The 19,533-nt window shown below is 61.6% G+C and carries 20 protein-coding genes; 17 read left to right on the top strand and 3 right to left on the bottom strand.

The window, feature by feature from the left end:
- Positions 1-204: 204 nt before the first annotated feature.
- The 9 genes from mdcA to madM all read left to right on the top strand — a co-directional run bounded on the left by mdcA (position 205) and on the right by madM (position 7,552).
- Positions 205-1,881, top strand: coding sequence for a malonate decarboxylase subunit alpha (gene mdcA / locus AAGQ88_RS01425; RefSeq protein ID WP_342654246.1), 1,677 nt, complete (start codon positions 205-207; stop codon positions 1,879-1,881).
- Positions 1,881-2,771, top strand: a complete 891-nt coding sequence (locus AAGQ88_RS01430) for a triphosphoribosyl-dephospho-CoA synthase (RefSeq protein WP_342654247.1) — start codon at positions 1,881-1,883, stop codon at positions 2,769-2,771. Before mdcA ends, AAGQ88_RS01430 begins: the two co-directional genes overlap by 1 nt.
- Before the next feature lie 2 nt (positions 2,772-2,773).
- Positions 2,774-3,073, top strand: coding sequence for a malonate decarboxylase subunit delta (locus AAGQ88_RS01435; protein ID WP_093468293.1), 300 nt, complete (start codon positions 2,774-2,776; stop codon positions 3,071-3,073).
- Entirely contained in the window at positions 3,066-3,917 is an 852-nt protein-coding gene (locus AAGQ88_RS01440; RefSeq protein WP_342654248.1) for a biotin-independent malonate decarboxylase subunit beta, read from the top strand. Before AAGQ88_RS01435 ends, AAGQ88_RS01440 begins: the two co-directional genes overlap by 8 nt.
- Entirely contained in the window at positions 3,914-4,714 is an 801-nt protein-coding gene (mdcE, locus tag AAGQ88_RS01445) for a biotin-independent malonate decarboxylase subunit gamma (protein WP_342654249.1), read from the top strand. Before AAGQ88_RS01440 ends, mdcE begins: the two co-directional genes overlap by 4 nt.
- Positions 4,714-5,343 (top strand): malonate decarboxylase holo-ACP synthase, encoded by a 630-nt coding sequence (locus tag AAGQ88_RS01450; RefSeq protein ID WP_342654250.1) that lies wholly within the window; start codon positions 4,714-4,716, stop codon positions 5,341-5,343. The genes mdcE and AAGQ88_RS01450 overlap by 1 nt, the downstream gene beginning before the upstream one ends.
- A complete protein-coding gene (mdcH, locus tag AAGQ88_RS01455; protein WP_342654251.1) occupies positions 5,340-6,275 on the top strand; it encodes a malonate decarboxylase subunit epsilon in 936 nt (311 codons plus the stop codon). The genes AAGQ88_RS01450 and mdcH overlap by 4 nt, the downstream gene beginning before the upstream one ends.
- A 67-nt stretch (positions 6,276-6,342) precedes the next feature.
- Entirely contained in the window at positions 6,343-6,786 is a 444-nt protein-coding gene (gene madL / locus AAGQ88_RS01460) for a malonate transporter subunit MadL (RefSeq protein ID WP_285423541.1), read from the top strand.
- Between the two features lies 1 nt (position 6,787).
- On the top strand, positions 6,788-7,552 hold the full coding sequence (madM, locus tag AAGQ88_RS01465) for a malonate transporter subunit MadM (protein ID WP_093468310.1): 765 nt from the start codon (positions 6,788-6,790) through the stop codon (positions 7,550-7,552).
- A 102-nt stretch (positions 7,553-7,654) separates the two neighbouring features.
- On the opposite strand, the gene AAGQ88_RS01470 is transcribed toward madM, so the two are convergent.
- The gene (locus AAGQ88_RS01470) at positions 7,655-8,575 is read right to left on the bottom strand and encodes a LysR substrate-binding domain-containing protein (protein WP_342654252.1); all 921 of its coding nucleotides are present in this window, start codon (positions 8,573-8,575) and stop codon (positions 7,655-7,657) included.
- Between the two features lie 163 nt (positions 8,576-8,738).
- Between AAGQ88_RS01470 and AAGQ88_RS01475 the strand changes: the two genes are divergently transcribed.
- The 8 genes from AAGQ88_RS01475 to hydA all read left to right on the top strand — a co-directional run bounded on the left by AAGQ88_RS01475 (position 8,739) and on the right by hydA (position 16,555).
- On the top strand, positions 8,739-9,356 hold the full coding sequence (locus AAGQ88_RS01475) for a hemolysin III family protein (RefSeq protein WP_093468316.1): 618 nt from the start codon (positions 8,739-8,741) through the stop codon (positions 9,354-9,356).
- 401 nt (positions 9,357-9,757) lie between these two features.
- On the top strand, positions 9,758-10,534 hold the full coding sequence (locus tag AAGQ88_RS01480) for a transporter substrate-binding domain-containing protein (RefSeq protein ID WP_342654253.1): 777 nt from the start codon (positions 9,758-9,760) through the stop codon (positions 10,532-10,534).
- A 52-nt stretch (positions 10,535-10,586) separates the two neighbouring features.
- A complete protein-coding gene (locus tag AAGQ88_RS01485) occupies positions 10,587-11,264 on the top strand; it encodes an amino acid ABC transporter permease (RefSeq protein ID WP_285423539.1) in 678 nt (225 codons plus the stop codon).
- Positions 11,261-11,995: an amino acid ABC transporter ATP-binding protein gene (locus AAGQ88_RS01490; protein ID WP_093468325.1), complete on the top strand. Its 735-nt coding sequence runs from the start codon at positions 11,261-11,263 to the stop codon at positions 11,993-11,995. The genes AAGQ88_RS01485 and AAGQ88_RS01490 overlap by 4 nt, the downstream gene beginning before the upstream one ends.
- 22 nt (positions 11,996-12,017) lie before the next feature.
- Positions 12,018-13,265, top strand: coding sequence for a cysteine desulfurase-like protein (locus tag AAGQ88_RS01495; protein WP_342654254.1), 1,248 nt, complete (start codon positions 12,018-12,020; stop codon positions 13,263-13,265).
- Between the two features lie 17 nt (positions 13,266-13,282).
- Positions 13,283-14,155 (top strand): MurR/RpiR family transcriptional regulator, encoded by an 873-nt coding sequence (locus tag AAGQ88_RS01500; protein ID WP_285423537.1) that lies wholly within the window; start codon positions 13,283-13,285, stop codon positions 14,153-14,155.
- Between the two features lie 54 nt (positions 14,156-14,209).
- Positions 14,210-15,106 carry an allantoinase PuuE gene (locus AAGQ88_RS01505; protein ID WP_342654255.1) on the top strand — a complete coding sequence of 299 codons (897 nt, stop codon included), beginning with the start codon at positions 14,210-14,212 and terminating at the stop codon, positions 15,104-15,106.
- Positions 15,107-15,118: 12 nt separating this feature from the next.
- Positions 15,119-16,555 carry a dihydropyrimidinase gene (gene hydA / locus AAGQ88_RS01510; RefSeq protein WP_342654256.1) on the top strand — a complete coding sequence of 479 codons (1,437 nt, stop codon included), beginning with the start codon at positions 15,119-15,121 and terminating at the stop codon, positions 16,553-16,555.
- A 637-nt stretch (positions 16,556-17,192) separates the two neighbouring features.
- On the opposite strand, the gene AAGQ88_RS01515 is transcribed toward hydA, so the two are convergent.
- Positions 17,193-17,912, bottom strand: a complete 720-nt coding sequence (locus AAGQ88_RS01515; protein WP_342654257.1) for a 16S rRNA (uracil(1498)-N(3))-methyltransferase — start codon at positions 17,910-17,912, stop codon at positions 17,193-17,195.
- Between the two features lie 197 nt (positions 17,913-18,109).
- Positions 18,110-19,516, bottom strand: a complete 1,407-nt coding sequence (locus tag AAGQ88_RS01520) for an adenosylmethionine--8-amino-7-oxononanoate transaminase (RefSeq protein WP_342654258.1) — start codon at positions 19,514-19,516, stop codon at positions 18,110-18,112.
- Positions 19,517-19,533 lie beyond the last annotated feature (17 nt).

The following is a 19,533-nucleotide window of genomic DNA, read 5'->3' on the forward strand; positions in this document are numbered from 1 at the left end:
TAAGCCAGACCCTTGCGCCAGGTGGCTGCCGGTGTGCAGCAGTCATCTGCTCCGCGCTGCTCGTTTAAATACCGGCGTGATCATCGTGATGACGGCACGCTGGCAATCATTACTCCAACCGTAACGATCGGCCGCCGTGCTTGATTGATGCTGCGACGCGATAGCTCCTAATGTTGCCCACGACAGCGAACTCGTGGAGTCAGCATGACTACAACAACGAAACTAGACCCGCGCTGGTCGCGTCGTCGCAGCGAAAAGCAGCGGCGGCTCGAACTGGTGCGTTCCTTCGCCGATGGCGTCGTTCTGCCGACCGACAAGATCGTCGCGGCGCTCGAAGCGTTGATCGCGCCCGGCGACCGTGTAGTGCTTGAAGGCAACAACCAGAAACAGGCAGATTTCCTGTCCCGTTCGCTGGTCAAGGCTGATCCCGGCAAGCTTCATGATCTGCACATGATCATGCCCAGCGTCGGTCGTGCTGAACACCTGGACCTTTTCGAGCGTGGCATCGCGCGCAAGCTGGACTTCTCGTTTGCCGGCACGCAGAGCCTGCGCATCAGCCAGCTGCTGGAAGATGGGCTGCTGGAGATCGGCGCGATTCACACCTACATCGAGCTGTACTCCCGCCTGCTGGTCGATCTGATACCCAACGTCGTGTTGTCCGCCGGTTTCATGGCTGACCGCGCGGGCAACATCTACACCGGCGCCAGTACCGAAGACACGCCCGCCCTGATCGAACCTGCAGCGTTCAGCGATGGCATCGTCATCGTGCAAGTCAACCAGCTGGTCGAGGACGTGAGCGACCTGCCGCGCGTCGACATCCCTGCCTCGTGGGTCGATTTCGTGGTGGTGGCCGACAAGCCGTTCTATATCGAGCCGTTGTTCACCCGCGACCCTCGTCACATCAAACCCGTCCACGTGCTGATGGCGATGATGGCCATCCGCGGCATCTACGAAAAACACAACGTCCAGTCGCTCAACCACGGCATCGGTTTCAATACTGCCGCGATCGAGCTGATTCTGCCGACCTACGGCGAATCGCTGGGGTTGAAGGGCAAGATCTGCCGCAACTGGACGCTCAACCCACATCCGACGCTGATTCCGGCCATTGAAAGCGGCTGGGTCGAAAGTGTGCATTGCTTTGGCACCGAACTGGGCATGGAAAACTATATCGCCGCCCGGCCTGACGTGTTCTTCACCGGCCACGACGGCTCCATGCGCTCGAACCGGATGATGTGTCAGCTCGCCGGTCAGTACGCCGTGGACCTGTTCATCGGCGCGACGCTGCAAGTCGACGGCGACGGGCATTCCTCGACGGTCACGCGCGGGCGGCTTGCCGGTTTTGGCGGCGCGCCGAACATGGGCCACGACCCTCGCGGTCGACGTCACGGCACGCCTGCCTGGCTGGACATGCGCCAGCTGAGCGGCGACGGGCCGGATGCCTACCTTGAGCGCGGCAAAAAGCTCGTCGTGCAAATGGTCGAAACCTTCCAGGAGGGCGGCAAACCGACCTTCGTCGAGACGCTGGATGCCGTTGAGGTCGCGAAAAAAAGCGGCATGCCGCTGGCGCCCATCATGATCTACGGCGACGACGTCACCCATTTGCTCACCGAAGAAGGCATCGCTTACCTGTACAAGGCGCGCAGTCTGCAAGAGCGTCAGGCGATGATCGCCGCCGTGGCCGGCGTGACGTCGATCGGGCTCAGACATGATCCGAAAGACACTGCCCGCATGCGTCGTGAAGGCCTTATCGCGCTGCCGGAAGACTTGGGTATCCGTCGCACCGACGCCAGCCGCGAGCTGTTGGCCGCCAAGAGCATTGCCGAGTTGGTGGAATGGTCCGGTGGTTTGTACAACCCGCCCGCGAAATTCAGGAGTTGGTGATGCACGCATTCAACGTATCTTTCGATGCAGCACCGCATACCGTTTCTTTGGCTGAAAGCCTGGCGGACCTGGCCGTCGAAGCCCTCATCGATGAGGCCGACCTGTCGCCCAAACCCGCCCTGGTGGACAGGCGCAGCAGCGGCGCGCATCACGATCTGCACCTCGGTCTGATGCACGCCTCAGCGCTGGCGCTCTGGCCGGCATTCAAGGAAATGGCCGAGGCCGCCCTCTCGATCGGCGAGATCGGCCAGCCGCTGCGTGAAGCCATCGGTCGTATCGGTCGCGAAGGCGAGGCAGCGATGATGCGCACCACCAATGGCGTGAACACCCATCGCGGTGCGATCTGGGCACTGGGCCTGTTGGTGACTGCGGCGGCGCTGGATCCTGACGATCTTTCGCCTGCCGGACTCGGCCTGCGAGCCGGATGTCTGGCGTTGATCGAAGACCGCCACGCGTCTTCGCACACGCAAAGCCATGGTGCGCAAGTGGCACGCAAATATGGCGCAATGGGCGCGCGCGAACAGGCGCAAATGGGGTTCCCCGCTGTCACCCAATCGGGACTTGTGCAGCTCAAGCGCAGCCGCGCCAGACAGTCTGGCGAGCAGAATGCGAGGCTCGATGCGCTGCTCGCGATCATGACCGAACTGTCCGACACCTGCGTGCTGTATCGCGCTGGCGAGCAAGGGCTGCAGACCATGCAGCAAGGCGCTCAGCGCGTTCTGGACGCCGGTGGCAGCGCGACCCTCAGCGGGCGTCGGGCGCTGCATGAGCTGGATCAGCAACTGCTGCGTCTGAATGCGTCACCGGGTGGCGCTGCGGATCTGCTCGCTGCCTGTCTGTTCATCGATTGCCTCGAGCCTGCGCTCGGCAATGAAAAGAGGAACGTCTGATCATGGAAACCTTGTCTTTTGAATTTCCCGCCGGTCAGCCGCCGCGCGGACGTGCGCTGGTGGGCTGTGTGGGGTCGGGCGACCTGGAAGTGCTGCTGGAACCTGGCGTGCCCGGCAAGCTGAGCATCCAGGTCATGACCTCGGTGAACGGCAGTTCGGCACGCTGGGAGCATCTGTTTCAGCGCATGTTCGACGGCCAGACACCGCCGGCACTGAGCATCGATATTCACGATTTCGGCGCAACGCCCGGCGTTGTCCGGCTGCGGCTGGAGCAGGGTTTTGAGGAGGTGGGCCATGACTGACAGCGCTCGCCTGTTGAAGCAGCACAGCTTCGTCGAACTGGGCGCACGTCAGCGTGCCCGCGCGTTGCTGGACGAGGGCAGCTTTCGTGAACTGATCGACCCGTTCGAGCGGCTGGTTTCGCCCTGGCTCGCGAAACAGGGCGTCGTGCCTCAGTCCGATGACGGCGTTGTCATCGCCAAAGGTTCGATTGCCGGCAAGCCCGTGGTTGTCTGCGCGATCGAAGGAGGTTTTCAGGGCGGCAGCATGGGTGAAGTCGGCGGCGCCAAAATGGCGGGCGCGCTGGAGCTGGCAGCCGAAGACAATCGCAAGGGCATTCCAACGGCAGCGATTCTTTTGCTGGAAACCGGCGGCGTACGTTTGCAGGAAGCCAACCTCGGGCTGGCGGCCATTGCTGAAATCCATGCCGCCATCGTCGATCTGCGGCGTCATCAACCGGTCATCGGCGTCGTCGCAGGCAGTGTCGGTTGCTTCGGCGGAATGTCGATCGCAGCAGGCTTATGCAGTTATCTGGTCGTGACCCAGGAAGCGCGGCTGGGGTTGAACGGCCCGCAAGTGATCGAGCAGGAGGCGGGCATTGAAGAGTACGACTCCCGTGACCGGCCATTCATCTGGAGCCTGACGGGCGGAGAACAACGTTTCGCCAGCGGTCTGGTGGACGCCTATGTCGCCGACGACACTGTTGCCATTTCGCAGCAGATCAAGGACCTGTTGCGCCAAGGCAGGCCCGAGCACGAGCGCAGCAGCCGGTACGCGCTGTTTCTGGAGCGTCTTGGCGGGCTGGACACCACGGCGCAAATCGATCCCGCTGCCGTTCGCAGTCTCTATCAAGGAGAGCAACCATGAGCGTATCCACCCGCGGATTGAACTGGTTCAATGCCTTGAGCGCAGGCTCAGCGCAGGTCTCGGGCCTCCCGGCATCCGTGAAGGCCGCCGACGGGACGCTTGGCGGTCGGCCGGCGCGTTTTCTGTCGGTGGTCGCTGATCCTGACAACCCGTTTCCAAGGGCGCGCAACGGCGAGGTGGGGCTGCTTGAAGGCTGGGGTCTGGCGCAGGCCGTAGACAGCGCGATCGAGCTTGACCTCGATCGCGATGACAAGCGGGCGCTGGTCGCAATCATCGATGTTCCGAGTCAGGCTTACGGTCGTCGCGAGGAGGCGCTGGGCATCCATCAAGCCCTGGCCGGCGCAGTGGACGCTTACGCACGGGCGCGGTTGGCGGGGCATCCGGTCATCGGGCTGCTGGTCGGCAAGGCAATGTCCGGTGCTTTTCTTGCACACGGGTATCAGGCTAATCGTCTGATCGCGCTTCGGGATCCGGGCGTGATGGTGCATGCCATGGGCAAGGCTTCGGCGGCGCGGGTGACGCTGCGCAGCATCGAGGAGCTGGAAAAACTGGCCGCCAGCGTGCCCCCGATGGCCTACGACATCGACAGCTATGCCAGCCTTGGGCTGCTCTGGGAAACGCTTTCGGTCGAGCATATCGAACAGCCCTCGGCGGCGGATCTGTCGGCGGTTCAGGACTGCCTGATTGCTGCGATCAAGGATGCTCAGAATGGCAGCAATGATCTGAGCGGGCGTCTGGGCGCGCCGAACCGTGCGGCCTCGCAAAAGGTTCGCCAACTGCTTCGGGCCCAGTGGTAATGAATGCCCCGGCGCCCGTTCGGCCTCACGATCTGTTGTGGGGCTTGTCGGTGGCCGCGTTGCCAGCCGATGCGCCTGCCTGGTTGTTCGACGTCATCGAGCAGGGACATCCGGTGGTGGTAAGGCGGGCGCAAGTGGCGGCGGGGTGGATTGCGGTCGGTGTGCGCGGTCGTGTTCGCGAGCAGCGTTTCGCCACTCAAATGCCCAGCGCTGACATCACCCGTCGCGTCATCCCGGAGCAGCTCACAGACGTCTGCGCCGACCCCGGCGACGGGCCTGCGCTGAGCGCATTGCGGCAGATCCACGGCCTGATGAATGCGCTGCAGCTCCCGTGGGGTGTGACCGGCAGTGCCGGTTTCCAACTGGCGACGGGCGTGCCGGTGCTGCATCAGGACAGCGATCTGGACCTGATTCTGCGAGCGCCAGAGTTTTTCACGCGTGAACGTGCTGCCCGGCTCAGCAATGCGCTGGCGGCTGCTGACTGCCGGATCGATCTGCAATTGCAGACGCCTTCTGGCGCTGTGGCATTACGTGAGTGGGCCGGCTCGTCGCGGCAGGTCCTGCTCAAGGCTGACGATGGTGCACGGCTGGTCAGCAATCCTTGGTTGCCTGAGGAGCGAGCAGCATGAGCACCTTTTGGGCGTTTCCCGGCCAAGGCGCGCAGCAGGCGGGCATGCTGCATGCGCTGCCGGACGACGCGCTGGTCGGCGAATGCCTGCGTGAGGCCAGCGATGCGCTGAACGAAGACGTCCTTGCGCTCGATACCGCCGACGCGTTGCGCTCGACCCGTTCCGTTCAGCTGTGCCTGGTGATTGCCGGCGTCGCCTGCGCGCGGCTGCTGATGACACGAGGCCATACGCCCGATTTTGTGGCTGGGTTGTCCATCGGAGCCTATCCAGCCGCCGTGGTGGCGGGCGCGCTGACGCTTTCCGACGCTGTGCGATTGGTCGCTCTGCGCGGCGAACTCATGCAGAACGCTTATCCGCAGGGCTACGGCATGACTGCATTGATCGGGCTCGAGCAGAGCGTGGTCGAGGGGATGATTCAGCAGGTTCACGGTGCACGTTCGCCGGTGTTTCTGGCCAACATCAATGCCGATAACCAGTTCGTCATTGCGGGCAGCGATGAGGCGATGGCGCATGTCGCGGCACTGGCGAAGGCGCAAGGCGCTGCGGCGGCGAAACGGCTGGCGGTCAGCGTGCCTTCCCACTGCGAGCTGTTGACGGCGTCGGCCCACTCCCTGGCTGAAGCGTTCGCGCAGGTGTGTGTCCAGACGCCGACGCTCAAGTACCTCAGCGGCAGCACTGCACGCCCGGTTTATACGGCTGAAAAACTGCGTGACGACCTGGCATTCAACATGTGCCGGGTCATCGACTGGCGCAGCACCGTGCAGACCGCCTACGAGCGTGGCGCGCGGCTGCACATCGAATTGCCGCCCGGCACCGTGCTCACGGGGCTGGCGCGCAAGGTTTTCGAACAAGGATCCGCAGTCGCCTTCCAGGGCGCCCGGCTGGATACGCTGAGCGCACTGTCGCGAGAGGAGGAAAGTCGCCACCCATAAACCGACTGCTGCTTTCGAAGGAACACAAAAACAACAACTTCGACGATGCAATTTGAGGATAACAACAATGATTATTTATGGTGTCGCGTTACTCGCTATCTGCACCCTTGCGGGGGTGATTCTCGGTGACCTGCTCGGTGTGCTGCTGGGCGTCAAATCCAACGTGGGCGGCGTCGGGATCGCGATGATCCTGCTGATCTGCGCCCGGTTGTACATGCAAAAACGTGGCGGCATGAGCGAAGGCTGCGAGATGGGCGTCGGCTTCTGGGGCGCGATGTACATCCCTGTCGTGGTCGCGATGGCCGCCCAGCAAAACGTCGTCACTGCGCTCAAGGGTGGCCCCATCGCCGTGATCGCTGCCATCGGTTCGGTGCTGGTCTGCGGTTGCACGATCGCCATCATCAGCCGGATCAACAAAGGCGAGCCGCTGCCCAGAGAAGGAGACGCAGACCATGACTCGGTGATCGCGCCGAATGCCGCTGCAACCGTTTCCCCGGCAGGAGGCCGCTGATATGTGGGAGCTCATTCAGAAAGACCTGATCAGCCAAGGCCTGGTGACTGCGTTTGCCGTGGTCGGCGTCGTGATGTGGATTTCCGTCGTGCTGTCCAGGCGCCTGACGTTCGGGCGCATCCACGGTTCGGCCATCGCCATCGTCATCGGACTGGTGCTGGCGTGGGTCGGTGGGGTGATGACCGGCGGCCAGAAAGGGCTGGCGGATCTGGCGTTGTTCTCGGGCATCGGTTTGATGGGCGGCGCCATGCTGCGTGACTTTGCCATCGTCGCCACGGCCTTCGAAGTCCAGGCGACCGAAGCGAAAAAAGCGGGCTTGATCGGCGCGTTCTCGCTGTTTCTCGGCACCGTGATGCCCTTCATCGTGGGGTCGTGCGTGGCCTATGCCTTCGGTTATCGGGACGCGGTGAGCATCACCACCATCGGCGCGGGCGCCGTGACGTATATCGTCGGTCCGGTAACGGGGGCGGCGTTGGGCGCATCGTCCGATGTGATGGCGCTGTCGATTGCGACGGGCTTGATCAAAGCGATTCTGGTCATGGTTGGCACGCCGATGGCTGCACGCTGGATGGGACTGGACAACCCTCGCTCGGCGATGGTCTTCGGGGGCCTGGCCGGTACCGTCAGTGGCGTGACCGCAGGGCTTGCGGCAACGGATCGGCGGCTGGTGCCTTACGGCGCGCTGACTGCAACGTTCCACACGGGGTTGGGTTGTCTGCTCGGGCCGTCGCTGCTGTATTTCATCGTGCGAGGGATACTTGGCTGAAGGCGGGAATGCTTTTTGTGGGACTGAGCTTGCTTGCGAACAGGCCTGTGCACTTGCCAGCTGGCTCGTTCCCACAGATGGGAAGGTCGAGCAGTAGAGGGATTACCCCTCGATCAACCGATTCGAATACATTCGGCATTCCGCCAGCAACGCCAGCAGATTCGGATCGCGTTCGCGAGCCTTGAGAAATACCAGACCGATGTGCTGCTGCATACGGTAGCGCGATTGCAGCGGAATCAGCCGCACGCGGTTCTCATAAACCGCCGCAATCCTGCCGGGCAGTAGCGCATAACCCACCCCTGAACTGACCATGCTCAGCAGCGTGAAGATGTCATTGACCTGCATCGCCACTTTTGGCTCGAACCCGGCCTGCTGAAACACCATCGCCCCGTCGCGATGGGTTGCGAAGCCTTGCGTCAGCGTGATGAACGTCGCCTCGCGCAAATCGCTCAGATCGACTTCGCTCTGATGGGCAAACGGCGAGTCAGCGGGCGTGGCGAGGAAAATGTCATCGGAAAACAGCGGCAGCTGCTCGCAGTCCGGATCGTGCACGCTCTCGTTGAGCGACACCAGAATCGCATCGACTTCCATGTTCTTGAGCTTGTAGAACAGGTCGATGTTGGAGCCCAGGATCAGGTCGATATTCAGCTCACTGCGGCGGATCTTCAAACCCATGATCAGTTGCGGAACGGTTTTGACGGTCAGCGAATACAACGCTCCCAGCTTGAAGCGCGCGGCTGAAAAACCTGCTGCCTCGCGGGTCTGTTCCACCGTGCTCAGCACTTCCTGCACCAGTTTCTGCGCACGCTCTTCGAGCACATACGCGCTTTCCATCGGCGTCAGGTTGCGCCCCTCATGTTTGAACAGCGGACAACGCAGCGCACTTTCCAGCGAGTGAATCGCCCGGTGCACGCTGACCGTGCTGGTCTGAAGCTCGGCCGCAGCGCGAGCCAGGTTACCGGTGCGCATGAACGCCAGGAAGATTTCCAGCTTCTTGAGGGTCAGTTCTTCGTCGATCTGCATGCCGTTGTCCTGAGACTGATCTTGTTGTTCAGCGTCCGATTGTGCCGAAGTCGTGCGCCGCTGGCTGCATGAAATTCTCATTCACACTGGCACATGCATTGCGCTTTGGCGTCATAAGCTGGAGCCTTGTCGGGTGTTGTGCATTGAGAGAGGTGGTTTGCGGATGTACTACGGAGAAAAATTCAACGCCTGGACCCACCTGGTGGGTGCGGTCCTGGCGTCCATCGGCGCAGTGTGGTTGCTGGTGATCGCAAGCCTGGCCGGTGATGTGTGGAAGATCGTCAGCGTCGCGGTTTACGGCGTGGCGCTGGTGCTGTTGTACAGCGCCTCGACGGTTTACCACAGCGTCCGTGGGCGGGCGAAAGCGATCATGCAGAAGGTCGATCATTTTTCGATCTATCTGCTGATTGCCGGAAGCTACACCCCGTTCTGTCTGGTCACCCTGCGCGGGCCGTGGGGATGGACGCTGTTCGGCATCGTCTGGGGCCTGGCGGTGATCGGTGTGCTTCAGGAGATCAAGCCGCGATCTGAGGCGCGGGTGATGTCCATCGTCATCTACGCCGTGATGGGCTGGATCGTGCTTGTGGCAGTCAAGCCATTGATGGCCGCGCTGGGAACGGCCGGTTTTACCTGGCTGGCGCTGGGCGGCGTGTTCTACACCGTCGGCATCATTTTCTTCGCGCTGGATCATCGGCTGCGCCATGCCCACGGCATCTGGCACCTGTTCGTGATCGCCGGAAGCTTGCTGCATTTCGTGGCGATCACCGCGTATGTACTCTGACAAACGCTTGCCCGGACCGGCCATGCACCTGTAAACCCGCGCTTGCCCGCGACTGCGGCAGGTCAGTTACATCGAAGCCTTTGAACTGACCCCGTGGCGGGCAAACGCGCTCCTGCACCTCACTTGAAGAGCTGTCAGGCGCAGTCAAAACCTTGTGATTGAATGCTCTGCTTCAGTGCACCTGACCCTGCCGTTAACTGCTCATTTTCTGTCCAATCCCCGGCCCGCATGCGCTCCGACCGCGCACCAAATCAGAAGGATTTCGCACCTGATTGAAGCATTTAATTCATTAATTTTATTTCTTGAATTATTTGATTCGTCATCCTAGTCTGATCCTCGAATCGCCTGCTCAGGTGGTATGGCGGCCTTCTTGGACTGACTGATTAATCGGGGAGCAAGACATGAATGTGAAAGTACTCTTGAGCATGGCCGTGGCAACCGCATTTTCCGCCTCCACGTGGGCCGCCGACTGGACTGTGGGCGCCAACGTCGGCAACGTGCCCTGGGAATTCCAGGACGCCAAAGGCGAGATCGTCGGCTTCGAAGTCGATGTCGTGAAGGAAGTCGCCAAGCGCGCTGGCAAGACCGTGGAATTCGTCAACATTCCATTCAACGGCCTGTTCAGTGCCGTTCAGTCCAAACGTGCAGACATCGCCATCTCCTCGATCACTATCACGCCTAAACGCCTCGAATCCGTCGGTTTCGCTCAGCCGTACTACGACAGTGACCAGTCCTTGTCCGTGCTGGCCAAGTCGGGCATCACCGGGCTCAAGGACATGGATGGCAAGGTGGTCGGCGTCGACACCGGTTCCACCGGCGACATGTGGGTGAACGCCCATCAGGCCGAGTACAAGTTCAAGGAAGTCTCACGCTACGAAGGGTTGTCTCCGGCGATGCTCGACCTCGCTTCGGGGCGCATGGACGGCTATGTTAGCGACATCCCGGCGGTGCTGTACTACATCAAGGACAAGCCGCAGTACAAAGTGGTTGCGCGTATTCCTACCGGCGAAAAGTACTCGTTGATGCACGCCAAGGGCTGGGCATCCGCCACGCAGGTCAACGACATCATCACTGCGATGAAGAAGGAGGGTGTGATCGCCGGCCTGCACAAGAAATGGTTCGGTGCTGACGCGGATCCCGAGTCGAGCACCGTCAAGGTGGTCGACGTCCTCAAGTAACGCTTGATCGAACCTGCCTGTCCCGGCCGCTGCCCGCCATCAAGGAATCGCAATGGAGTTGTTACAGACTTTCTTCAACTGGAGCGTGTTCGTCGACGCGCTGCCACTGATGCTGCGCGGCCTGGGCGTGACAGTGATGCTGGGCGTGGTCAGCATCTTGCTCGGCCTCGTGGGCGGCCTGATGCTGGCGATGCTGCGGCTTTATTCATACGCGCCGATCCGCTTTCTGGCGCGTGTGTACATCGACGTGTTGCGCTCCATTCCGCTGCTGGTTCTGCTGGTGCTGATCTACTACGCGCTGCCCTTCGTGGGCATTCGCCTCTCGTCGTTCGCCGCAGCGACCGCAGCCCTGTCATTGGTCTCCTGCGCTTACTCGGCCGAGATTTTCCGTTCCGGCATCGAGGCCATTCCCAAGGGCCAGTTCGAAGCGTCTGCGTCGCAAGGCATGAGCTTCTTCAACACCATGCGCGACATCATCCTGCCTCAGGCGATGCGCATCGTCATGCCGCCAATGACCAGCAACTGCATCAACGTGATGAAAGACACCGCGCTGGCCTCAGTGGTGGCGATGCCCGATCTGCTCAAGCAAGCCACGCAGGCTCAGGCGCTGGCGGCCAATCCGACTCCGCTGGTGGGCGCTGCGGTCATGTACCTGCTGTTGCTGTTGCCGCTGGTGCAACTGGTGAGCTGGAACGAGCGCCGAAATGGCGCCGGGAGGAAAAACTCATGAGTACCGTGATTGAAATCGAGCGCGTGGATAAGTTTTACGGGCCGTTTCAGGCGCTCAGCGACATCAACCTGACCGTGGATCAGGGCGAAGTGGTGGTGATTCTCGGACCGTCGGGCTCAGGCAAGTCGACGCTGATCCGCTGCATCAACCTGCTGGAGGAATATCAGCAGGGTGACATTCGCGTGGCCAGCCAGCGGGTTGAAAACGGCCCGAAGCTGGCAAGCATCCGCTGTGAAGTCGGCATGGTCTTTCAGAACTTCAACCTGTATCCGCACCTCACCGTGTTGGCCAACGTCGCGCTGGCGCCTGTGCGCGTGCGGGGCATGTCGCGGCGTGACGCCAACGAGCGCGCCCGCTTGCTGCTGGAGAAAGTCGGCATGGGCGCTCACGCCGAGAAATACCCTGGGCAGTTGTCCGGCGGGCAACAGCAGCGCGTTGCCATTGCTCGCACCATGGCGATGGAGCCGCGCGTGATTCTGTTCGACGAACCCACATCGGCACTTGATCCGGAAATGGTCGGCGAAGTGCTGGACGTGATGCAGAACCTGGCCCGCTCTGGCGTGACGATGGTCGTGGTCACCCATGAAATGGGTTTTGCGCGCAAGGTCGCCGACCGGGTGATCTTCATGGAGAACGGGCGAATCATCGAACAGAACAACCCGCACGACTTCTTCACGGCCCCGCAAGAGCCCAGAACCCGTGCGTTTTTGCAGGCCATCCTGCATCACTGAACAGACTTTGGAGAGCACTGCCTTGAATGCCTTGGACATCGATTACGTTCGCAGCCAATTTCCCGCACTGAGCAGCGGTTACGCGTATCTGGACAACGCGGGCGGGTCGGCCGTGCTCAAGCCGGTGGCCGATCGCATCAGCGACTACCTGCTTAACAGCGCCGTGCAACTGGGCGCCTCCTACAGCGAATCAGTGGACGCCGGCGCGCGGGTGATGGCGGCGCGTGAGTCGGTGGCGCAACTGATCAATGCGCGTTATCCGGAAGAGTGCGTGATGGGCGGCTCGACCACGCACCTGCTGCAGATCCTCTGCCGCGCCGTTGCGCCGTCCATCCAGCCAGGCGATGAGATCGTCGTCACCAACTGCGACCACGAAGCGAACATCGGCCCTTGGGTACGCCTCTGCGAAGCGCGCGGCGCCACCCTGCGAGTGTGGGAAGTCGACCCGCACAGCATGGAGCTGGAGTTGAACGACCTGGACAGCCTCCTCAATGACAACACCCGCTACGTCGCCATGACCCACGCGTCGAACATTCTTGGCAGCGTCAATCCGGTCGCCGAAGTCGCGCGCAGGGTGCATGGGGTGGGCGGCAAATTGTGTGTCGATGCGGTGGCCTATGCGCCTCACCGACTGGTCGATGTTCAAGCCAGCGGCGCGGATTACTACGTCTTCAGTTTCTACAAGACCTTCGGCCCGCATTTCGCGGTCCTGTGGGGCAAGCGCGAAGCGTTGCTGGAGTTGCCGAGCCTGAACCACTTCTTCATTGGCCAGGACGTCATCCCGTACAAACTGCAGCCGGGCAACCTGAACTACGAGCTGTCCTACGGCTGCATCGGCATCAGCGACTACCTGATCGACATTGGCCAGCGGCTCGGCGCCGCCGGCACACCGCGTCAACTGATGCAGGCAGCCTTCGACGCTTTCGAAGCGCAGGAAGACCTGCTCGCCGAGACATTGCTGGCGTTTCTTCGGGAGACACCGGGCGTACGAATCATCGGGAAATCCCGTGTGAACCATGGCGATCGCGTACCGACGATCAGCTTTGTCGTCGAAGGCGTGCAGTCCGAAGCCATCGTGCGTCGTGTCGATGACCACCGCATGGGCATCCGCTTCGGTGACTTCTACGCTCGACGCCTGATCGAACAGCTGGGCCTGACCCCCTACGGCGGCGTGGTTCGCGTATCGATTGCCCATTACAACAGCGTCGATGAGTTGAATCGTCTGGTGGCGCATCTGGCCCAGGCAATCTCGGAACTGCGTCCATCCTGAATTTATCGAGCGATTTTATGCCTGTACCTCAAACCCTGGCTGAGCTGCGTTCTGCCATCGTCGAACATCAGGAACGCCTGACTGCGCGTCAGCGTGATGCCGCTCATTACCTGAACGAACACCCTCACGACGTTGCGTTGAACACCGTGGCTGCGCTGGCAAAAATCTCCGGCATTCCTTCATCGGCCTTCATACGACTGGCGCAGGCGCTGGGGTTCGGTGGTTTCAGCGACCTGCAGCGGCTGTTCAAGCAGCCGTTGCAGCAGGCCGGGCAAGGCAGTTTCAAAGAGCGAATTCGCCACTACCGGGGCGAGCAGCTGCTGGATGACCCCACCGATGTCGGCGCGATGCTTGGCGCGTTCAGCCGCGCCAACATCGTTTCCCTTGAGCATCTGGCCGAGGGCGAACAGGTTCAGGCCATCGAGAAAGCCATCGGTCTGTTGCAAGAGGCGCGCACCACCTTTGTGGTCGGCATGCGTCGCTCGTTTCCCATGGCGGCCTATCTCAGCTACGCCCTCAGCCGTGTAGGACGCCGCGCCGTACACATCAGCGGTCTGGGCGGCAGCCTGCGCGAACAGGTGGGCGCGCTGCATGGCGATGACGTGTTGGTGGCGGTGAGTTTTCCACCCTACGCGCAGGAAACCATCGATGCCTGCCAGCAGGCAGTCGCCGCGGGCACGCCGATCGTGGCGATCACTGACAGCATCCTGAGCCCTGTCGGACAGAAAGCGTCGGTAATGATCGAGGTCAACGACGCCGAGCTGCTGGGCTTCCGCTCGCTTACCGCAGCATTTTGCATTGCGCAGACGCTGGCCATGGGGTTGGCCTTTCGCAACGGCCAGAACCTCGACGGCCCTGATCACGATGCACTGAAAAATATCGATTGCTGAGCCTGGGGCTCGGCACTTTTACGGGCTGTTCGAACGTTGCAGGAGACTGGTTCTATGGCGCTACCCCTTCGCAATCTGATCGGCTATGGCCGGCAACGGCCACGTGGCACCTGGCCTAATGGTGCGCGTCTGGCCGTCAATTTCGTCATCAACTACGAAGAAGGCTCTGAACGCTCGCTCGCCATGGGCGACGCTGATCAGGAGAGCATGACCGAATGGGGCAGCTATCAGTTTCCCGAAGGCGTGCGCAATCTGGCGATGGAATCGATGTACGAATACGGCGCCCGCGTCGGTATCTGGCGCATCCTCGACATCCTGAAACAGGCCAACGTCCCGGCGACCTTTCATGCCTGCGCCGTCGCGTTCGAACAGAACCCTGACGTCGCCAGAGCAGCGGTCGAACTGGGCCACGAAATCTGCAGTCACGGTTACCGCTGGGAGGAGGTGTTCCGCCTGAGCGAGGCCGAGGAACGCGAGCACATTCGGCTGGCGATCGAGTCGTTCGAGCGGACGTGCGGCAAGCGTCCGGTGGGTTGGTACTGCCGTTACGGCGCCAGCGTTCACACACGGCGGCTGGTGGCTGAGGAGGGCGGCTTTCTGTATGACTCCGATGCCTATAACGACGATGTTCCGTATTTCGTCGAAGTCGAAGGCAAGCAGCATCTGGTGGTGCCATACACCAGCGACGTCAACGACTTCCGCTACTGGAATTCTCCGGGATTGTCCCAGGCTTCCGATTTCCTCGAATACATGCAGGAAAGTTTCGACGTGCTGTACGAAGAGGCCGCCGACGGGCTGCGGATGATGTCCATCGGACTGCATCCCCGCATGGTCGGACGCCCGGGGCGCGTGCGCGCGATCAAGCGATTCATCGAGTACGCCCAGGCCCACGAGGGCGTCTGGTTCACCACTCGGGAAGAAATTGCCAAGGCCTGGCTGGCACGCGCCTGAGGGGAACACGACATGCAGGCTTTCGATCTGATCATCCGCAATGCCAACGTGGTCACCGCCGCAGACAGCTTTTTGTGCGACATCGGCGTGCGTGACGGCCGCATTGCCGCGCTGGGGCTCGCGTTGCAAGGCGCCTCGCGGGAAGTCGATGCTGGCGGTCGGACCGTGACGCCAGGTGGCGTGGACAGCCACGTCCACCTTGATCAGCCGACCGGTGATGGCTCAGTCATGGCCGATGATTTCGAAAGCGGTACCCGCTCCGCCATGTGCGGCGGGACCACAACGGTCATTCCTTTTGCCTGCCAGCAAAAGGGGCAGAGCCTGCGTGCAGCGGTGGAGGATTATCACCGACGCGCCGATGGCCGGGCGCTGATCGACTATGCGTTTCACCTGATCGTCACCGATCCCACCGAAGACGTGTTGCGCCGCGAACTGCCCGAACTGATCGCCGAGGGGTACACCTCGTTCAAGATTTACATGACCTACGACGCGCTGAAGCTCAATGACAGGGAGATCCTGGAAACGCTCTCGGTAGCGCGAGCCGAAGGCGCGATGGTGATGCTCCACGCAGAAAACAGCGATTGCATTGCCTGGCTGACCGAACGATTGCTGGCCGCCGGGCATAGCGCCCCTCGCTATCACGCCACGTCACGGCCGATGCTGGTCGAACGCGAAGCCACCCATCGTGCCATTGCACTGGCCGAGCTTGTCGATGTGCCGATCCTGATCGTCCATGTTTCCGGGCGTGAGGCGATCGAGCAGATTCGCTGGGCCCAAAGCCAAGGGCTGAAGGTTTATGGCGAGACGTGCCCGCAGTATCTGTTTCTGACAGCGGATTCGCTCGGCTGCGACGACAGTTTCGAGGGCGCGAAATGCATCTGCAGCCCGCCGCCTCGCGATTCGGCAAACCAGCAGGTGATCTGGGACGGTCTGCAGAATGGCTCGTTTGAAGTGTTCTCGTCAGATCACGCGCCATTTCGCTACGAGGGCCAAGACGGCAAGCGCGCCCACGGCGATGCGCCGCCATTTTCCGAGGTTGCCAACGGCATTCCGGGAATCGAAACGCGCATGGCGCTGTTGTGGTCGGAAGGGGTTCGCAAGGGGCGGATCAGCCCGCAGGCGTTTGTTGCCCTGACGGCCACCAATGCCGCGCGGCTTTATGGGTTGTATCCGCGCAAAGGCAGCATCGCCATTGGCGCCGATGCGGACCTGGTGATCTGGGATGAGGATCTTGACGTCGAGCTGACCAACGAGCGGCTGCACCATAACGTCGATTACACCCCGTATGAGGGTATGCGTTTGAGTGCCTGGCCTGCGATGACCTTCGCCCGAGGGGAATGCGTGTGGGACGGCAGTGCGTCAGGTGAACCTGGGCGCGGCGAGTTTCTGCCCTGCGCCCGCCCGGAACCTGCAAAAGCGCGGCGGCGGATATCGGAACTGCCGGATTGATGACAACGCGACCCTGTAGGTGTGGGTTTGACCGGCTTCAGCCGGGAATAGGCTGGTGTGCGCACCATCAATCTCGCGATGGGGCCTCTGACAGGTTCCCGGCTAAAGCCGGTCCTACGGGGTGCACGGTAGGCGGGTAATACGTAGGACTGGCTTCAGCCGGGAAGAGGCCGGTGTGCGCACCATCAATCTCGCGATGGAATTTGTGACAGGTTCCCGGCTAAAGCCGGTCCTACGGGGGCGGGTAGGCGGGTAATACGTAGGACCGGCTTCAGCCGGGAAGAGGCCGGTGTGCGCACCATCAATCTCGCGATGGGACTTGTGACAGGTTCCCGGCTAAAGCCGGTCCTACGGGGTGCGGGGTAGGCGGGTAATACGTAGGACCGGCTTCAGCCGGGAAGAGGCCGGTGTGCGCACCATCAATCTCGCGATGGGATTTGTGACAGGTTCCCGGCTAAAGCCGGTCCTACGGGGGCGGGTAGGCGGGTAATACGTAGGACCGGCTTCAGCCGGGAAGAGGCCGGTGTGCGCACCATCAATCTCGCGATGGGATTTGTGACAGGTTCCCGGCTAAAGCCGGTCCTACGGGGTGCACGGTAGGTGGGTCCTACAAGTGTGCGGCGGTGCCGTCCCGAAACTAGAAATCTCCCCACAGCTGTTGCGCGATGCTCAACGCCACCACTGGCGCGGTTTCGGTGCGCAGCACACGCGGGCCCAGGCGGGCGGCGTGGAAGCCGGCATCTTGCGCTTGATCCACCTCGGCGTCGTTCAAGCCACCTTCAGGCCCGATCAAAAACGCCAGGCTGGCCGGTTTTTCATGGCTGGTCAGTGGCTCCGCAACCGGGTGCAGTACCAGCTTCAGGTCCGCTTCGGTGTGTTTGAGCCAGTCCGCCAGTGTCACCGGCGGGTTCACCAATGGCACCACCGACCGACCGCACTGCTCGCAGGCGCTGATCGCGATCTGCTGCCAGTGGGCCTGACGTTTTTCGGCGCGTTCGTCCTTCAAGCGCACTTCGCAGCGCTCGCTGATGATCGGGGTGATTTGCGTCACGCCCAGCTCAGTGGCTTTCTGAATCGCCCAGTCCATGCGCTCGCCCCGCGACAAGCCTTGGCCCAGATGCACCTGCAAGGGCGACTCGGCCTGGCCGGCGAAACTTTCGGTGACCTGCACGCGCACGCGCTTTTTACCGACCTCGGCCAGCGTTGCGCGAAATTCCTGGCCGGAGCCGTCGAACAGTTGCACCGCATCGCCTTCGGACATCCGCAAAACCCGACTGATGTAATGCGCCTGGGCCTCGGGCAGTTCGTGCTCGCCGGTGCTCAGCGGGGCATCGATGAAAAAGCGGGACAGTCTCATGGTTGTTTCTCAGTGAATTGTATTGTTGCTGCGATCCATTGTAGGAGTGAGCTTGCTCGCGATGCTGATCGTTCCCACGCTGCGCGTGGTGATGCATCCCGTGGCGCTCAGCGCCACACAGGCGGAAGCGGAGCGTCCAGATCGACGTTCCCACGCGGAGCATGGGAATCATCGGCCCAGTGAGTCGCGTAGTTCAATCAGCCCGGATCACGAAAGTCTGGGTGGAAATTCTCTCTCACGGCCACGTTCACGCTGCTTCGCGTAGCGATGTCGATGCCTTCGCTGGCGACCTCGGCGAGGAAGTCGATCTGCTCCGGCGTGATCACGTACGGCGGCAGGAAATACACCACGCTGCCCAGTGGACGCAGCAGCGCACCTCGGGTCAGGGCGTGCTCGAAGACTTTCAGGCCGCGACGTTCCTGCCACGGATACGCCGTTTTGGTTGCCTTGTCCTGCACCATTTCAATGGCGATGGCCATTCCCGTCTGGCGCACCTCGGCCACATGAGGGTGATCGACCAGGTGGGCCGTCGCGGTCTTCATGCGCTGTGCGAGCGCCTTGTTGTTCTCGATGACGTTGTCCTGCTCGAAGATATCCAGCGTTGCCAGTGCGGCCGCACACGCCAAGGGATTACCGGTGTAGCTGTGGGAATGCAGGAACGCGCGCAAGGTCGAGTAGTCATCGTAAAACGCGTCGTAAACGTCATCGGTGGTGATGCACGCCGCCAGCGGCAGATAACCGCCGGTGAGCGCCTTGGACAAACACAGGAAGTCCGGGCGGATACCGGCTTGCTCGCAGGCGAACATCGTTCCGGTACGGCCGAAGCCCACGGCGATCTCATCGTGGATCAGGTGTACGCCGTATCGGTCACAGGCCTCGCGCAGCAGCTTGAGGTAGATCGGGTCGTACATGCGCATGCCGCCTGCGCCCTGAATCAGCGGCTCGACGATCACTGCCGCGACCGTCTCGTGGTTTTCGGCGAGCGTCTGCTCCATCACCGCAAACATCGTGCGCGTGTGTTCTTCCCAGCTCACGCCTTCGGGACGGTGATAGCAGTCGGGACTGGGCACCTTGATGGTGTCCATCAGTAATGCTTTATAGGTTTCAGTGAACAGCGGCACGTCGCCCACCGACATCGCCGCCACGGTCTCGCCGTGATAACTGTTGGTCAGCGTGACGTAGCGTTTTTTGTTCGGTTTGCCGCGGTTGAGCCAATAGTGAAAGCTCATTTTCAGCGCGACTTCGATGCAGGACGACCCGTTATCGGCGTAAAAGCAGCGCGTCAGTCCTTCCGGCGTCATGGCCACGAGGCGCTCGGACAGTTCGATCACCGGCTGATGGCTGAAGCCCGCCAGGATCACATGCTCCAACTGGTCGACCTGATCCTTGATGCGCTGATTGATGCGCGGATTGGCATGGCCGAACACGTTGACCCACCAGGAACTGACGGCGTCCAGATAGCGCATGCCTTCGAAGTCCTCCAGCCAAACCCCTTCACCGCGCTTGATCGGTATCAGCGGCAGGTTTTCGTGGTCTTTCATCTGGGTGCAGGGATGCCACAGGACCTTGAGGTCACGTTGCATCCACTGATCGTTGAGGCCCATCGGTATTCTCCTGGTGA

This window comes from Pseudomonas sp. F3-2 (genome assembly GCF_038804275.1).
Taxonomy (GTDB): Bacteria; Pseudomonadota; Gammaproteobacteria; order Pseudomonadales; family Pseudomonadaceae; genus Aquipseudomonas.

Coding starts and splice junctions, on each gene's coding strand:
- mdcA (WP_342654246.1), top strand. CDS start 205: ATGACTACAACAACGAAACTAGACCCGCGCTGGTCGCGTCGTCGCAGC.
- AAGQ88_RS01430 (WP_342654247.1), top strand. CDS start 1,881: ATGCACGCATTCAACGTATCTTTCGATGCAGCACCGCATACCGTTTCT.
- AAGQ88_RS01435 (WP_093468293.1), top strand. CDS start 2,774: ATGGAAACCTTGTCTTTTGAATTTCCCGCCGGTCAGCCGCCGCGCGGA.
- AAGQ88_RS01440 (WP_342654248.1), top strand. CDS start 3,066: ATGACTGACAGCGCTCGCCTGTTGAAGCAGCACAGCTTCGTCGAACTG.
- mdcE (WP_342654249.1), top strand. CDS start 3,914: ATGAGCGTATCCACCCGCGGATTGAACTGGTTCAATGCCTTGAGCGCA.
- AAGQ88_RS01450 (WP_342654250.1), top strand. CDS start 4,714: ATGAATGCCCCGGCGCCCGTTCGGCCTCACGATCTGTTGTGGGGCTTG.
- mdcH (WP_342654251.1), top strand. CDS start 5,340: ATGAGCACCTTTTGGGCGTTTCCCGGCCAAGGCGCGCAGCAGGCGGGC.
- madL (WP_285423541.1), top strand. CDS start 6,343: ATGATTATTTATGGTGTCGCGTTACTCGCTATCTGCACCCTTGCGGGG.
- madM (WP_093468310.1), top strand. CDS start 6,788: ATGTGGGAGCTCATTCAGAAAGACCTGATCAGCCAAGGCCTGGTGACT.
- AAGQ88_RS01470 (WP_342654252.1), bottom strand. CDS start 8,575: ATGCAGATCGACGAAGAACTGACCCTCAAGAAGCTGGAAATCTTCCTG.
- AAGQ88_RS01475 (WP_093468316.1), top strand. CDS start 8,739: ATGTACTACGGAGAAAAATTCAACGCCTGGACCCACCTGGTGGGTGCG.
- AAGQ88_RS01480 (WP_342654253.1), top strand. CDS start 9,758: ATGAATGTGAAAGTACTCTTGAGCATGGCCGTGGCAACCGCATTTTCC.
- AAGQ88_RS01485 (WP_285423539.1), top strand. CDS start 10,587: ATGGAGTTGTTACAGACTTTCTTCAACTGGAGCGTGTTCGTCGACGCG.
- AAGQ88_RS01490 (WP_093468325.1), top strand. CDS start 11,261: ATGAGTACCGTGATTGAAATCGAGCGCGTGGATAAGTTTTACGGGCCG.
- AAGQ88_RS01500 (WP_285423537.1), top strand. CDS start 13,283: ATGCCTGTACCTCAAACCCTGGCTGAGCTGCGTTCTGCCATCGTCGAA.
- AAGQ88_RS01505 (WP_342654255.1), top strand. CDS start 14,210: ATGGCGCTACCCCTTCGCAATCTGATCGGCTATGGCCGGCAACGGCCA.
- hydA (WP_342654256.1), top strand. CDS start 15,119: ATGCAGGCTTTCGATCTGATCATCCGCAATGCCAACGTGGTCACCGCC.
- AAGQ88_RS01515 (WP_342654257.1), bottom strand. CDS start 17,912: ATGAGACTGTCCCGCTTTTTCATCGATGCCCCGCTGAGCACCGGCGAG.
- AAGQ88_RS01520 (WP_342654258.1), bottom strand. CDS start 19,516: ATGGGCCTCAACGATCAGTGGATGCAACGTGACCTCAAGGTCCTGTGG.